The sequence below is a fragment of the Desulfofalx alkaliphila DSM 12257 genome, from assembly GCF_000711975.1.
GTDB classification, from domain to species: Bacteria; Bacillota; Desulfotomaculia; order Desulfotomaculales; family Desulfohalotomaculaceae; genus Desulfofalx; species Desulfofalx alkaliphila.
This window is the reverse complement of the sequence record NZ_JONT01000031.1, coordinates 1-16540: the sequence shown is the minus strand read 5'-3', so window position 1 is coordinate 16540 and position 16540 is coordinate 1. Positions and strand designations below refer to the sequence as shown.

Sequence of the window (16540 nt, the reverse complement as noted above, 5' to 3'; positions counted from 1 at the left end):
GGTTAGCACTGTTGTATTTAGGCTTTTCAACTATATAGTCAGTTAATTCTTTTACATCAATGTTATTATCTGCTTGTAATAGCTGATTACGCCTTTCTTCATAATCCCGCACATATTTGGTTACAGTCCGCCTATTGATACCAGTTTCTTTGGAAATTGCTCTTAATGATTTCCCATCTCTAAAAGCGGAGATAACAATATGCTGCTTTTCACTCAAAGTTATCACTCCGTTTTGCTCCCTCCATAAAGTTATTTACAGAGGGTATTTTACTTTTTAGTGGTGTATTTTTCAATTATTATCCTGGTGTACTTTTATTTTATTACAAGCATGAAATCTTTTTAATGGTCATTGATCTAGGCATAAGGATTCGTGGTGCAATTCCGTTAGCATGCCATTCCATCCAGTCTTCTGGCGTCCATTGCTTTTTGTATTTGGTTGTTTCGTTTACTCTGCAGCTTATGAGCAAAGCATCGCTGTTATATGTCTTAACTAACTCATGGTATTTTCTATGCTTATACCAATGAACACACTCATGAATAATGGTATTGTTCATGCACCCTACGTTTCGCATGAAATACACATTAGGATCCACGAGAATTGTTCCTCTTGAAACTTCCAAAGGCTTATATGTTCTTTCATTTCTGTCGTAATACTCTATCGTACAATCGCCAAAGACTATTTGACCAAATATAGTGAAATGCTTTGTTAGCTGGATTTCCTTAACCTTAAGCCCCATTCTTTTCACTACTTCATCTACTGGAATGGGCATAGGAGTACTCAATGCCTCCGGGCAAAACTCATTCAGAAATTCAGTAGCAACATCGTCAAACTGTTCCTTTTCTATAATTGGCACTAAATACTCAGACAGTCTGCCTAATTTGCTCTCTCTGTACTTGTTGTATATTGAAACAGACTTGATTTGAAAATTCTGAATTCCGTCATCAAGGTCAGCTCTGCAGGAGATACGGAACCATTGTTCTATACCATCAGTCTCGCGATTCCTTCGCACTGTTTCTGCTATTTCAACTTCTGCAGAAACAATTATATCAAATAAAATACTGTTGCCCGGCGAGTCGGTTATGTCTATCGTTATGATGTCAAAGTCGGATAATGCCGCTTCATCCGGTGATTGCACTCGGTAAGAGTTGGATTCAAGCTTATCCGGGTTGTCCTCAATATACTCGGACAATGCGTCAAAGAGTTCATTATAATATATATTTGCAATAACATCTCTGAACGAGCTGACGCTTGCCATACCGTACCTCCATAATAACATTTCATCATACAGACCAGATATTTCCTTATGTAAATTATAGCATGAATTTCGCAAAACACAATAATTAATTTGCGGTCTCAAATTTTTATTGTGTTTCAGCTTACTTTATGATATTCTTTATAGCGAGCGAGGTGACAATTATGGCCGTAAGCTATAAAAAACTATGGAAACTCTTAATTGATAAAGATATGAAAAAGAAAGATTTAAGAGAAGCGGCTGGTATTAGTACATCTTCTATGGCAAAACTGGGTAAAAACGAAAATGTTACGACCGATGTGCTTGTGAAGATTTGCAAGGCATTAAAGTGTGATATTTCCGATATTATGGAAATTATTGATGATGACTAAATTTAGCTCAATAAAACAGTTTAGCCAAACAAAATTGCATAATGTCTATTTTACTAAATGGAGTGATTTTTTTGTTTAGAATTGATGAAATTTTTAAGAGTGAAGAAACGAAACACAGATTAACATTATTTAAAACCGAATATATCAAATGGCTTGAAACACAGTTATTTGAAAAAAACGGCAAGCCTTATCTAAAATGCCTTGCCAGCGATAAAGATCGTCCTGCTAAACCGGAAGAAATCGTTCGTCAGCTTTGGATAAAAAAATTGCTGGAAGAGTATCATTATCCAAAAGAGCGCATAAAAGTTGAATATGCGGTTTGGTTTGGCTCAGGCGTTAGTGACAAAAGCGCAGATATTGTTGTTATGCAAACCGATGGTGAACACCCATACATAATCTTTGAAGTTAAAAAGCCCAAACGTAAAGATGGGCTTCAACAACTAAAGTCATACTGTAATGCTGAAGGCTCACCCATAGGCGTATGGTCGAACGGTGAAGAATTGGTTATCCTTCATCGAGAAGAGCCAAACATTTTTTCGCAAATTTCATCAATACCCACAGTAGATCAAACGCTTCAAGATGTCATCACTGAGCAATGGACGATAGACAAACTCAAACAAGAAAACCGTTTAGTGAAAGAACGTCTTTCTCTTAAAAAAATCATACTCGATCTTGAAGACCTTGTTTTGGCTAATGCTGAGGGAATTGATGACTCCTTTGATGAAGTCTTTAAGCTGATTTATGCAAAATTATACGACGAATGGGCAGCGGCAAATGACCGTACACGAAACCATAAGATACATTTTCGCATCTATGGCGAATCACCGCGAGAACTCTATGATAAAATAAATGGTTTATTTAATAGAGCAAAGGATAAATGGCGTGGTATATTTGGACAAGATGAAAAAATCCGCCTAAAGCCTGAACATTTGCTTACTTGTGTTTCATTCTTGCAGGATGTCAAACTGTTTAATGCTAACCTTCAAGTAATTGATGAAGCCTTTGAATATCTAATTACAGAAGTTGCTAAAGGTAAAAAAGGGCAGTATTTTACCCCACGTTGGGTAATTGATATGTGCGTAAAAATGCTTAATCCTAAAATCCACGAACGGGTAATTGACACTGCTTGTGGTTCTTCAGGTTTTACCGTTCATACCATCTTTTGGATTGCTGGCGAACAATATACTGTTAATGGATTCCCTCCTGCTATCAGCGAATATGCAGGTTCAATGGTCTATGCCATTGACTCAAGTCCTAAAGCCGTTAAAATTGCCAAAGCACTTAACTTAATTGCAGGCGATGGCAAGTCAAATGTGTATGAACTTAACAGCCTAAATCCGCCCAAATGGAGTGAAGAAGGCAAAGCAGCTTTTCGTCCGCTGTTAACCCGATTTAGTAACTACGAGCAAGACGAAGCTAACCAACGCAACTTTCAATACTTTGATTTTGATATACTGATGACCAATCCACCGTTTGCGGGTAGCATAAGCGAGCGTGAAATTTTGCGTCAATACCGACTTGCAGAAAAGAATGGTAAGACGGTCTCTAAAATAGGGCGAGATATTCTATTTATTGAACGCAACCTTAATTTTCTAAAGCCCGGAGGCAGAATGGCAATTGTACTGCCGCAAGGCCGTCTCAATAATACGAACGACTTATTTATCCGTAACTTTCTTTTCAGTAAAGCTCGTATCTTGGCCGTCGTTGGCTTACATCCTAATACTTTTAAGCCGCATACCGGTACAAAAACCAGCGTTGTTTTTCTGCAAAAATATACTGATGAAGAATTAGCCAATATACGAGAAGTGCAGAATCGGCATATAGCTGAATGGGATAATCATTATGCCGAAATTAGAACCTTGAGCGAAAGAGAGGAACTGACCGAAGACGACTTACCACCGCTTTTGATGTCGTTCCTGCAAGCTGAATTTGAAGAAGACGATACCGTCGAATTAGAAAATAATGGAGATGAAATCAAAAACGAAGAAACACAGACCGAAAGCGACGATGAACTTCAAGAGCGCATTGAAAATCTTAAAGCGCAACTTGCCGCAATGCCAGGACGAGCAAAAGGAAAAGCTGCACTCAAAAGGACATTGGCAGAGGCTGAACGTAAACTGGCATCACGCTCTATTAAAGGACAGATTAAGTATCTACTTGATGATGAAAAATTGCTTTCTCGATATAGGGAGACATGGTTATCAGATAGAGCCGCAGAAGAACTTGATTATCCGATTTTCTTTGCAGTATCTGAAAATGGTGGTAAAGACAACAGCGGTGAACCGATTTACAAGAAAGATGGAAACGGCGAATTGATGCTGGATGAACATGGTCACCTAATCGTTGACCACGACCTTGATGAAATTGCAGAGGCTTTTATTGCTTTTGCAAAAGAACAGGGATTTGATTTTTGGACGGAGGAGTAAAAATGGCTGTAATATCAATTGTTTCAAAAAAAGAATTGGAATGCGGTACTCGAATTGATGCTGAATACTATCGTCCAGAATATGCTAAACTTGAAGAAATATTACTAGCATCAAATCCGTTACCTCTAAAGAAACTCGTAAAGTCAATTAAGAGTTTTGGTGCTTATTCTCTAATGAATCAAGTTACATATCAAGAAAAAGGCATACCCTTTCTACGTGCAATTGACATAAAAGAAGGATATGCAGATTTTTCAAATGTAGTAAGAATAACTAAAGACGCTCATAAACTACTTTGGAAATCAGAGATTAAACCACGAAATGTCTTATTAGCTATGTCAGGTTCGGTTGGAAACTCCTGCGTTGCTAGCGATAAATGGAAATACCCTATTAACTCAAGCCAAGATTTGGCGAAAATAACAGTTGCTGACATTATTAATCCTTACTTACTCTCTACATTTCTTAATTCAAAATATGGTAGATTCCAAACTCAACGCCTTCCTGTAGGAAGTATTCAACAGCATGTGTTTTTATGGCAAATTGGCCTGATAAAAGTACCGTTATTAACCAATATACAAGAATATATTGCTTGTCTGGTTCAAAATTCGGAAACTAAATTACAATAGTCAGAAAACTTGTATTTTCAAGCCGAACAAATCCTACTTTCCGAACTCGGCTTACATTCTTGGAAGCCCCGGCATACGCTCACTTATGTGAGAAGCTTCAGCCAGGTTGCAAAAGCAAGTCGTATGGATGCAGAACATTTTCAACCGAAGTATAAGGAAATGTTTGATAGACTACCTTCAAATGTTTACCTTCAGCTGCTTGGCAAGATTACACTTTATACTAAAGGGATTGAAGTCGGGAGCTCAGCTTATACAGAATCGGGTATTCCCTTTTTGCGTGTGAGCAATCTTAGTAAACATGGAATAGTTGATGACACAGTTAACTTCATAAGTAACGAACTCTACAATGTTTTACGAGAAAAGTATGAGCCTCAACAAGGAGAAATACTTCTATCAAAAGACGCTACGCCTGGGATTGCATACTTTTTAGATGAATCTGTACAAGGGATTATTGCAAGTGGAATTTTGCGGCTTTCACTTATTGAAGATATACCACCATACTACCTTGAGCTCGTACTTAACTCTATATTTGTTCAATTACAAATTGAACAAAGTGTTGGTGGTTCAATTATAAAACATTGGAAACCATCACAAGTGCAAAAGACATGGATACCACGCCTATTGGCAGATAGGGAAAAAGAAATCTCAGCGTTAGTTCAGCAATCTCACGCAGCGAGGCGTGAAGCAAAAACACTGCTTGAAAAAGCCAAACGTGCAGTGGAAATTGCTATAGAATATGGCGAACAGCAGGCAATGGACTTTTTATGCAAATAAATATAATGCGTTCAGCAAAGTAATGAAGGTGATAGTTTTGCCAAGAAGAATTTGTCCACGCTGTGGCTCAAAGAATACGGCAACAATATTATGGGGTATGCCTGCAATGACACAGGAATTGCAGAATAAACTTGATAAAAAGGAAGTAGTGCTTGGAGGATGCTGTATTGCAATTCCTTCTCCTACCCACCATTGTAATTCTTGTGGAAAAGACTTTGGGGGTAATTACTTTACCAAACCTGCTTTTGTTAGAGAATTATATTTCTATGTTGGCGGGTATTTTGGTACATCCCACTGGATATATTTGCATGAGCAAAAGTATGGCAAAATATTAAGGCATGTGGCATCAGACAGTCATTATATTGATATTAAATCTGAGTTAGCAGACTGTAATATTTCCTTAATTCCTATAGTCCATAAATGGGCTGAATTTAATAAAGATTTACTTAGATGTTATTTCATTGATTGGAAAAGCTGCTATATTAACCAGAATGTATTGGATGGAACTCAATGGGAGCTTAATGTTACATTTGATAATGGTACAACAATTAAGCGTTATGGCAGTAATGCCTATCCACCCCATTGGGAAAAATTGATTGCGGCGTTTCATAAATACGGATTGCCTATAATTAGATGATTAGAGGTGCAAAGATATGGATTCAAATATTCAATTAAAAAATCAATTTGCCTGGACTTCTTTTTATATGGAGTTTGCTGATAAACTGTTGCCATATAAAAATAATCGTTCGCACCTTCTTGAGTTGTTAAAAGACGTTTATAACGATTTAGGATTGCGCTATCCGTTTATAGAAAAGGACGGTATGCTGATTGACGATATTTGCCCGTTTACCGTATTTGGCTGTTTCAATAAAGGAATTTCCAATGAAAATCGTATTGCTTTGATGAAAGGCATTGGCAGTAAACTCGGTGTTAAGACTTCAGTGCCTACAGAATTTGACGGCATTCCGCTACTTAACAACATGAAGGCTTGGTTTTTCGCCGGTAAAAGTAAGCGAAAAGAAGATGACATTCCCAACCTATGGGACACATTTGAAGCCGGATTAAACTATGCAGACAATCCGTCAGAAGTCTCCAAGTCAGCATTTATAGCCTGTTATGATAAAGTAAGAAAGCAACTTGGAATTAAGTGGAATTTAACTATGGGACTGTATTGGGTACGCCCCTTTTCCTACTTAAACCTTGATGATCGTAACAGAAGTTATCTGACACAGGATAGCTCTCCTTATTACGCGAATATTACCAAAATTTCTAACTTGAAGCAGCTTCCAAGTGCAAAAACCTATTTAGATCTCATTACTGTATGTAAAGAAATCTTTGCAAAGAGCGACAGTCCTTATCACAGTTTTCCCGAACTGTCCCACATAGCATGGGCTACAACAACTTCGGGAGCACGGAATAATAATATCACTTCAACCGCTAATAAAAAAATAGGCTGGATTTTTCAAGGTAATCCCAAATACTATGATGTTATGGGTGCTATTAAGGATCTTGATGTTGTAACATGGAGCGTAAAGCAATACCATAATCAGATTAAAAAAGGCGATCGCGCTTATATATGGGTTTCAGGCCCTGAGGGTGGCATTGTTGCTTCAGGAGTTATTCTCTGTGACCCAGAAATCAGGGAAAATAATGAGCCTGACCCCTATGATCTTTCTGGCGATATAAGTACAGGAGAACGTCTTGTCGTAGATATTGAACTTACCCAAAAAATAACGGATGCTGTTATTAAGAGAGAAGATTTCTTAGCGGATGAACGCCTAAAAAACGCAAATATTATTTCTTTCCCAAATGTAACAAATTCTAGATTGACTTCCGAGCAGGCCGATGTTATAGACAGCATTATCAACGGCACCTATATACGTATAGAGCCAAAGAATTCAGATGAAACATCAGCCCCTTTAAGACGATACTGGATTTATGCCCCCGGCAGCAATTCTTCCAAATGGGAAGAGTTTTACTCTCAAGGAATTATGGGTATTGGATGGGATGAATTAGGTGACCTTAAACAATACCCCAGCAAAGATGCCATGAAAGCCAAAATGAAGGAACTGTATGGCGCTGAATACTCATATATTAACTCAGCCCTTGCCACATGGCAGTTTGCTAATGAGATTAAAGTCGGCGATATTGTTTATGCAAAAAAAGGCATGCATAAAGTAATCGGACGCGGCATAGTTGAATCCGGCTATATTTTTGATGCAGACCGCGATGAGTATAAACATATTCGTAAAATCAAATGGACACATAACGGGGAGTGGGAACACCCGGGACAAGCTGTCATGAAAACCCTTACCGACATAACTCCTTATACTGATTATGTACAAAAACTAGAAGCGCTCTTTATTGATGATGACTCTGTAGATATTGAAGTAAAAGAAATTGTGTATGAGTCCTACACCGAAGATAACTTCCTCAGTGAAGTTTTCATGGATGCCGAACGTTATAATACATTGGTTAATCTCTTAATAACCAAGAAAAACATCATCCTGCAAGGAGCGCCCGGCGTTGGTAAGACTTTTGCTGCCAAAAGACTTGCTTTTTCCATAATGGGGCAAAAAGATACAAGCCGGGTTATGATGGTTCAATTCCATCAAAGTTACAGCTATGAAGACTTTATTATGGGATTCCGGCCAACCAAAGACGGATTTGAGCTTACCCCCGGGCCTTTTTACCAGTTCTGCAAAACAGCACAGGATGACGATGAACGGGATTATTTCTTTATCATTGACGAAATTAACCGCGGCAATGTAAGCAAAATTTTTGGTGAGTTGATGATGCTTATAGAAAAGGAAAAACGCGGTGAAAAACTACGCCTTCTTTACTCCAACGAGTTATTTTCTGTTCCCAAAAATCTCTACATTATCGGTATGATGAATACTGCCGACCGCAGCCTTGCCATAATCGATTATGCTTTGAGAAGAAGATTCGCTTTCTTTGAACTCGAGCCTGCTTTTGACTCTGAAGGGTTTAAAAAAATTATACAGCAAGCAAACAACCCCAAGTTTAATGCCCTGGTTGAGCAAATTAAAGCTTTGAATGACTTTATCTGCAAGGATGAATCCCTTGGCAGTGGGTTCAGAATTGGACACAGTTATCTGTGCACAAATAGTGAGGTAACCGACGAATGGCTGGAATCCGTTATTAAGTATGAATTGTTGCCTCTTTTAAACGAATATTGGTTTGACGAACCATCCAAAATAGAACAGTGGACAAAAAGGCTGAGTGAGGCTTTGTATGATTAGAATTCAAAATATATACTATATGCTTGCTTATGCTTTTCATGTCTTAAATGAAGAAGGCTATAAACAAGTAGCAACTGAAGATTTCGAATATACTTCTGATTTATTTGCAGCAATTCTTTCCAAAGGTATCGCCAGCCAAATCAAAAGGGGATTAAGTAGGGAGTATATCAGCAAAACAAAAGCCGTTATTTCACCTGCAGGTAAAATCAATGTCTCAGCCTCCATTGTACAGAATTCCATGCTTAAAAAGAAACTGGTCTGTGATTATGATGAGTTTACAGAAAACAGTTACTTGAATAAAATTCTCAAAACCACTGCAATGCTTTTGATACGCTGTCCGGAAGTATCAACGCAGCATAAAAAAGCCTTAAGGAAAACAATGCTTTATTTCAGTAATGTTGATGAAATAAATCCGCGCAGAATTCAATGGTCGAGTATCAGATACCATAGGAATAATGCCACCTATAAAATGCTGCTGAATATCTGCTATCTAGTTATCGAAGGTATGCTAATGACCGAGCAGGACGGTTCCCGAAAGTTGGCCCGCTATGTAGACGACCAGCGTATGCACAGGCTTTATGAAAAATTTGTGTTGGAATATTATCGTAGGCATTATCCCCAGTTTAATGCTTCATCCACCATTATTGACTGGGATGTCGACGGTGGAGAAATAGAATATTTACCTACTATGAAATCAGATATAACTCTTCGATATCGGGGCAAAACACTCATTATAGACACAAAATACTATGAGAAGACCATGCAGATAAACAGCTTGTTCAACAGCCAAACAATCCATTCTCACAATTTGTATCAGATATTTACTTATGTAAAAAACATGGATTTAGCTCGTTCGGGAAATATAAGCGGCCTTTTGCTTTATGCCAAAACTGATGAAGATATTGTACCGGACAACGATTATATTATCGGCGGTAATCGTATTAGCGTTAAAACTTTGGACTTGAATACTGACTTTTCCAACATATCAAAACAGTTGAACGCAATAGTAGAAAAGATGTTATTATAATCATGTGTTTTATCGCATAAAGATAATAAGCAGTAATACATCCATCCTATATCCTCAACCCCTTGAAAAATAAGCAGTTATCTAATCTGGTAACTCAACTATAAATTTTCAAGGTTTTTGATATGTTCCCACAAGCAATAAAATTAAGGGTTCCCTGACATTGCCACATCCGGCAGATCGGCCTTGAGAAAAGCTAAATGTCTGGAAACCCTTTATTTACAAGCTTTTCAGTTTTTTATTTCTTAACTCTTGACATCAATGTTACACACTCCACATGGATTGATATGACAGAACGAATGTCATTTGAGTGTGTCCGTTCTTATAAACATATCCACGGCACTTTTGACTGTATGGGTAGACGGAAAATATCAATCATGGATTGAAATAGTATCGACTTCAAGGTCTGGTCCATATTCAACAAGTACTGTTACGGGAAACTCTGAAGGAGATACAGCGCCAGGTACACTTGCAGTTATCTTGTTGGCAATAATTTCATACTTAATAATTAAACCGAATGTAACTTTATCAAACCATATACCGGCATCTGATTCATTGTATCTTTTTTCAATAACACTTCCATCCCATTTTATTGTCACCTCTACATTACCTTCGTTCTTAGCAATAGTCGAAGTTATTTTTTTATTGATTGCCTCAATGGGGTCTTGAAGATTGATTTCATTTAAGTCCTCCATATTTAAAATATGGGTTTCCTGCTGTAAAAGGCCAGTACCATATCCCTGTTGTTAATATAATAATTACTTCGTCCTTACCATCATTATCTTTATCTGTAATAGTTATGGTTGGTGTATAAGTCGGATTCATCACATTAACCCATGAAAATGTCTTGCTTTTATCCTTTGTTAGTACAGTAATTCCTTCATACATATCTTCTTTTACATTAGTTGCATATAATGTGACCCTGTCTGACTCAGCTATTACAACTCCATTTTGGGGGCTAACAGTTGTTTCATCTGCGTCTCCGATTATTCCTACAGTTTTAGGATTTGACATCAATCCAATTCCAATTACTGTTACAAAAACAATTAAAAAAACAAATGCCCAAAACTTTAGTCTTTTATAATTTAGCATGTTTTTAATCCTCCCTCTTACATCTCCCTCGCCAAAAGCAAGGGGGCTTCAATTTAAAATATGCCGTCCAGTGGCGAGTGACAATAAAGAATTAGCATAAAGAGAAGTCTAATACCCCTTCTGTTCTAAAGGCCTTCCAGCCATTATCACATTCAACTGCATTTTGGAGTTCTAATTCTGTGCTGCACACCAAGGATAACTCCTCATCTGTCTTGCCAATAAAACAAAATTTATCTGAATAATCTACTTGTGATAAATCTGCTACTTTGCTTATTGATAATTCTTGATTTATTATTTTTAACTCCATCGAAAGGCCCCTTTTTATCGCCTTTATTAAGCGTTAATACTGCTTTTTGGACCCTATGTAGCTACCATATGCATAGGGAGGATATTGTTTTTCACAAATAAAAAGCGCCAGGCCGGTTTCCCAGTCTGACGCTCTTTTTCGTGAATATTCTTTGTAGTTTTGAAATAAGCCAACGCCTCTTGTTCAGTTACAAATAAGTTTGCTCACGTAGTTACAAAGTTTGCTCGTGATGAAATGTAGTTGTTGCAAGGCTTCTCGCTGTTTCTTCCCTTGTAGTGACAAAGTTTGCTCTCGGGTTTTATTACCTTAAAAAATATAAAAAAATATATAAAAAATGAGAAAATGACAAGCGAGTTTGCTCGTGAGCAGTGAAGAATGACAAAGTTTGCTCGTGGAAGGTAATGAGTATTCATACGCAGGGTATAACCTACGGGAGGAAATATCGAAACCACCTACACATACGAATTATACAGGCTTACGAGGGATTAAAACTGCGTCCGGATTTAATAATTTATACATTCTTATATGCTTTTTTACACAACAAAAAACCGCCAAAGGGAATGAACCCCCTGACGGTTGGCGCTTGCGATAAGCAAACTTTGTAATTGTAAACAAACTCGTGTGTATGTCGACACCTCTTGTCCAGTTACAAATAAGTTTGCTCACGTAGTGACAAAGTTTGCTCGTCTGGTAAGCGAGTGGTTGCAATGCTTCTCGCCCATAAGTTACTTTGAGAGACAAAGTTTGCTCGCTGGTTTTATTACCTTAAAAAATATAAAAAAATATATAAAAAATGAGAAAATGACAAGCGAGTTTGCTCGTGAGCAGTGAAGAATGACAAAGTTTGCTCGTGGAAGGTAATGAGTATTCATACGCAGGGTATAACCTTAGGGAGGAAATATCGAAACCACCTACACATCGGAATTCTACTTGCTTTCGAGGGATTACAACTACGTCCGTTTAGCATATTTTTATTTATTTCTATATCTATTTTTGAATACAAAAAACCGCCAAAGGGAATGTACCCCATGACGGTTGGCGATTGCGATAAGCAAACTTTGTAATTGTAAACAAACTCGAGTGTAAATAAACAAGGAACATTTAACTAATCATTCATATGCAGATCAATTTTATTTGTATACAGATATGGTTTTTTCCTAACCAACCTACATAATTCAAGAAATTTACTTTTTTTCATTAGTAGTTGACTACCTATTAAATATGGGATTCTATCTGCATCATTGTCTGGATCTTGAAAACATACATCCCACCTAGAAAATCTTAAGACAATCTCTCCATCTTTGGTAACTCCAACAATCCCATCATAATCTTCTATTATTTTTATTCCTAGAAGATATAAAACTTCGTTAGTAACACCTAAATATTGTCTCATTTTATAAGTCAAATACGGCTCTTCACGGAGTGTAACATTTGAAGTAAGAAAATACTCTAATTTGGATAAATTGTTTAAAAAAATATATCTAACATAATTTTCATCGAATAAAGTGTATTCGTCTCTTAAACTATAGAAAGGTATTGTTTCATTTCTTTCATGAAATCCTATTCCAGAAAGTATTGTTACTGCTTTTAGGTTTTCACCAAAGTTTTGTTTATATTCACCAAAATTGTAGAACCATTTTTCATAATAAGCAATTCTTATCCAGTCACTTAATTCTACTTCTGATATATTATCATCAACATATTCAGGTAGTTTTAGATTTTTAGGCCTAGGTATAATAGAATTATTTTGTGCGACTATTAACCTTATATTATCTAGTACAATACCAAATAACTCCTCTTCAATTTCATTTAAATATTCATGCCCCGAATAATTATTTATAAATTCATCAATTTCATTTGCCATATATTTCGTTAATATATCATAGTAATAAACATTCGGCACAAGTGTACTATATTTTTTATCAAATAAAATTTCCCGATGCTTTTCTACAAACTCAGTGCAAAAAATATGTTGTACATAGTTATGAATAATAATGCCAATATCTACACCTCGCTTTTCTAATAGCGATAGCCTATTATCAATCCCTTTAATTTGGTCAATAAAATAATTAGTCCTCTCATCATCATATTTATACTTATGACTATAATTTAAATAAATTCTATTTTTGTCTATATTAAGGATTACTCTAATCAAATAATCAATTAATGCATTCCCGCTTGTATTTATACCTTTCAGTGAATCCTTTATTCCAGACTTCTCTATTTCATCATTTGTAAAATGATTTTTTATGAGTACTAACAGAATAGTTAATGCATAATCAATATATTTCTCCCTTTCGTTTAGGAATTGAATAAAAGGTTTTACAAACTTTTCTCTTATATGTTTATCATTTAGCAAATCATCTAATTCAGAAATAATCCATTTATATCTATTTGCTTCTCCGTATTTTAACCTGGTTAAAAGTATAGATATTAGTTTTTCCTCATCATCGAATTGATTTGATTTAGTTATTATATGGTTCCAATCAAAATCAGTCTGACCAGACAATCTATAATTTATAATATCAAAAAGTTTATCCCAGTAATCTAATATGGCTTCATTTTCTTTATCTACCGCTGTTAAAGAGTTAATTATTTCACCCCCAACCGCTAATGAGTAATCAACAGTGCATAAATTATTATAGATGTACTCAAAAAAGTGTTTTTCAGCCACTTGAGAATCATATTCGTGTGCTCTTTTAAATAATTCAGTCTCTGTAAATCTACTATACCAACCATCTCTATGCACCAAGAACATCTGCATGAAAGTAAATGCCTTTATTTCATTATTCAACTCAAGGCTGTCGAAAATATCTATTAGTTTTTTCTTTGAAAATTCATCATCAATTCTGTCAAAACAATTCTTAATTAAACTACTTAAAAACATTTTAGATTCATCATTTAAGTGTTGGATTTTACTTAAGTAGTAGTATAGTCCTTGCCAATCACCATTTCTAATACCATTCTCCTTAATATAAAGCACTAAATCTTCATTAGTAAATTCATCAAAACTCAATCGGCTAATAGACATGTCTTGCATTTGATTATTTTTCGAATAGTTTCTGACCTTTAAACTTTCGATATTTGAATAAATATTATCATACCAATCAATATTAAACATCTCACATAGTTTTTTTAATCGTTGTGCCAAACTATAATTATAAATATGTACCTTTCCTTCAATTCCAAAACGGCTTACTAATTCAGCAACAGACCTTCTTGCCTGAGGCAAAAAGTTATTATCGATTAGCCATTCAATGTTATTAACATATACTTCAATGAACCTTTCGGAAGTTTTATTGGGGAAAGTTTTATATATCGCATTCTCTATTCTAGGTGAAATCTCACTGTTACATGCAACCAATAAATACTCCAAACTATCTTCAAATACCCAATGTGCCACATATGAAGTAAGTTCATTTTTTAAATATGTTAATGCAATGCTTATATTTGTATTAGCAAGAATTTCAAACCATTCACGTTGATATGTTTTGGTGCTTCTGCCATCTGTATGGTATACAACAGCATCCGCCAATGTTTTCAACCTTAATATATTTTGCAGACCTTTCTCTTTATTAACCATATATGTGCTTTCTACACTATCAAGAAGATGACTTAGTGTGCGATCCTTACGGAAGGAGTATGACAATAAATACTTTACACCTTCTCTAAATTGTTTCTGTGCTTCATCCTCTTTTCTGGCTTTAGATAGAAGAATAGCATATTTGAAACTGTAATCTGCAAGATAAGAATAAAATCTATATTTATCTTCGCTTGAAATTTTTTCATTGAAAATATCCATAAGAACTTTATTATTATGTTCATTTGCAATTTCTAAGAACAGATTTAATAATTTGTATGTTGGCAATGGCCCTCCTGTTGATCCTTGTAATGAAGTCATGGTTTCTGCAGACATTGTCGAAATAATTTCTATTATTTTCTTCCATGCTTCTTTTGTTTTTATATAAGCCATTGGTGACTTGATTGTTTCATAAATAATACTTTCATAATTGTATAGGTCACATGTCCTGGGTTTTCCTTTGAAAGGGGCTACATCCTTAATTAGCCATAAATATGCATCACAAAGATTAGATTCAAAATCTTTATTGTTTGAATCTTTTTTTAGAATAACTCTGTTAACTTCAGCAATAAATATCAACCAGTTATAATACCAATTTCGATCCTTTATTTCATCAATGAACCTATCTAACTCACGCTCTTTATGCTTTATTATGTATTTAATGTTATCTACATAGAACCTTAATGATGACATTGTTTCTTCAGAATATGAATCTGAAACTTTTAATTTTTCAAATGCAGATGTTATAAAACTTACATCAATGCTTTCATTACCTAAATAATTAGATAGACTTTGCTCCCAATATTTGTTATTAGGTATCACTCTAATAATCTCAATAAGATTATCAAGCAAGTCCCTTCTATGATATTCCTCAATTACTATTTTTCTATATTCAAACGCTTGTTTGCTGCAAATATTAGAAAGTACACCTTCCATCTTCCAATCCATATCTAAGCATGCACAAATATAGTATCTATAATCTTCTAATTCGTTTTCTAAACTGCTTCTATTTTTTGAATTTAATTTTTTAGATTCAACTAATAATTCTATATATGGAGCCCATTCCGGAATAAAATCATTTTTTGAGCATAGATAACAGACTTTCAATCCATTATCCAGATCAAGAGCCATTTTGCCTTCATATAATAATGTATTTCTAAGCGTATCAAAACCGTGAATCAAACCTAATGCCCAATAATATAACTCTGAATTTTCATCAAAGGAATATTCTAAACTATAAATCATATTACTTAACTCAGTACAAACAATTAAGGAGCCATAATCCTTCTGAATGCAAGCAGTTTTTATTAATATCTCAAAATTGCGTTTCAGAGAACTAATGTTGTTGCCATAAAATATACTGTCCACTACAAACTCTTTACTACAATATGCTAAAATCTCATCATATCTTTTTGATTCAAATAATAGAACTAATAGATTTAAATAAGATTTTCTATTTTCATAAAACCCCTGTAAGTGGTAAACTAAAAGGGACGAATTTTGGCCATTAAAAACGGATGATTTTTTCCAGTTCACAATACCATTCTTCTTTAGTCAACTGGTATATTTATATCAGACTGAAGGGGAGTGAATAGAATGGTGAGGTGGAAAATGTATACTCAGATTTATCAACTTAGAAACAAGGGATTTAATAAGTCCCAAGTGGCCAGACAGTTAGGCATTAATGTAAAAACTGTTAGCAAGTACTGGGAGTTGGATGCTGAAGGATATGCTGAGTTATTGCAACAAAGTGGTAGACGCTCACAAAAGCTAGACAAATACCAGGATGTTATCCTTAGCTGGCTTCGAGAATTCCCGGACATTAGC

General features: G+C 35.4%; 14 protein-coding genes. 8 read left to right on the top strand and 6 right to left on the bottom strand.

Features of this window, described 5'->3' with window-relative positions; genetic code table 11:
- Both BR02_RS0111875 and BR02_RS0111870 read right to left on the bottom strand, forming a co-directional pair.
- Window positions 1-217, bottom strand: a 217-nt coding sequence (locus BR02_RS0111875; protein ID WP_169738612.1) for a helix-turn-helix domain-containing protein, incomplete at its 3' end; no start/stop codon positions are given.
- A 103-nt stretch (window positions 218-320) separates the two neighbouring features.
- On the bottom strand, window positions 321-1256 hold the full coding sequence (locus BR02_RS0111870; RefSeq protein WP_238442467.1) for a hypothetical protein: 936 nt from the start codon (window positions 1254-1256) through the stop codon (window positions 321-323).
- A gap of 161 nt (window positions 1257-1417) precedes the next feature.
- Between BR02_RS0111870 and BR02_RS0111865 the strand changes: the two genes are divergently transcribed.
- The 7 genes from BR02_RS0111865 (at window position 1418) to mcrC (ending at window position 9737) form a co-directional block, all read left to right on the top strand.
- Window positions 1418-1624, top strand: coding sequence for a helix-turn-helix domain-containing protein (locus BR02_RS0111865; protein WP_031517366.1), 207 nt, complete (start codon window positions 1418-1420; stop codon window positions 1622-1624).
- A 71-nt stretch (window positions 1625-1695) separates the two neighbouring features.
- Window positions 1696-4050, top strand: a complete 2355-nt coding sequence (locus tag BR02_RS0111860; protein WP_051688301.1) for an N-6 DNA methylase — start codon at window positions 1696-1698, stop codon at window positions 4048-4050.
- 2 nt (window positions 4051-4052) lie between these two features.
- The gene (locus tag BR02_RS0111855; protein WP_031517364.1) at window positions 4053-4673 is read left to right on the top strand and encodes a restriction endonuclease subunit S domain-containing protein; all 621 of its coding nucleotides are present in this window, start codon (window positions 4053-4055) and stop codon (window positions 4671-4673) included.
- A 9-nt stretch (window positions 4674-4682) separates the two neighbouring features.
- Entirely contained in the window at window positions 4683-5447 is a 765-nt protein-coding gene (locus BR02_RS0111850; RefSeq protein ID WP_207641027.1) for a restriction endonuclease subunit S domain-containing protein, read from the top strand.
- Window positions 5448-5484: 37 nt separating this feature from the next.
- A complete protein-coding gene (locus BR02_RS15775; RefSeq protein WP_207641026.1) occupies window positions 5485-6084 on the top strand; it encodes a hypothetical protein in 600 nt (199 codons plus the stop codon).
- A gap of 16 nt (window positions 6085-6100) precedes the next feature.
- The gene (locus tag BR02_RS0111840) at window positions 6101-8710 is read left to right on the top strand and encodes an AAA family ATPase (RefSeq protein ID WP_031517361.1); all 2610 of its coding nucleotides are present in this window, start codon (window positions 6101-6103) and stop codon (window positions 8708-8710) included.
- A gap of 19 nt (window positions 8711-8729) precedes the next feature.
- A complete protein-coding gene (mcrC, locus tag BR02_RS0111835; RefSeq protein ID WP_337999144.1) occupies window positions 8730-9737 on the top strand; it encodes a 5-methylcytosine-specific restriction endonuclease system specificity protein McrC in 1008 nt (335 codons plus the stop codon).
- A gap of 368 nt (window positions 9738-10105) precedes the next feature.
- On the opposite strand, the gene BR02_RS0111830 is transcribed toward mcrC, so the two are convergent.
- The 4 genes from BR02_RS0111830 to BR02_RS0111815 all read right to left on the bottom strand — a co-directional run bounded on the left by BR02_RS0111830 (window position 10106) and on the right by BR02_RS0111815 (window position 16249).
- Window positions 10106-10429: a hypothetical protein gene (locus BR02_RS0111830; RefSeq protein ID WP_031517357.1), complete on the bottom strand. Its 324-nt coding sequence runs from the start codon at window positions 10427-10429 to the stop codon at window positions 10106-10108.
- Complete coding sequence (locus BR02_RS15495) at window positions 10413-10826, bottom strand: hypothetical protein (protein WP_031517355.1); 414 nt, start codon at window positions 10824-10826, stop codon at window positions 10413-10415. Before BR02_RS15495 ends, BR02_RS0111830 begins: the two co-directional genes overlap by 17 nt.
- 91 nt (window positions 10827-10917) lie before the next feature.
- Entirely contained in the window at window positions 10918-11133 is a 216-nt protein-coding gene (locus BR02_RS0111820) for a hypothetical protein (protein WP_031517353.1), read from the bottom strand.
- Between the two features lie 1105 nt (window positions 11134-12238).
- Window positions 12239-16249 (bottom strand): ferredoxin reductase domain-containing protein, encoded by a 4011-nt coding sequence (locus tag BR02_RS0111815; RefSeq protein WP_031517351.1) that lies wholly within the window; start codon window positions 16247-16249, stop codon window positions 12239-12241.
- A 60-nt stretch (window positions 16250-16309) separates the two neighbouring features.
- Between BR02_RS0111815 and BR02_RS0111810 the strand changes: the two genes are divergently transcribed.
- The coding region (locus BR02_RS0111810; RefSeq protein WP_031517349.1) for a helix-turn-helix domain-containing protein at window positions 16310-16540 on the top strand (231 nt) is incomplete at its 3' end.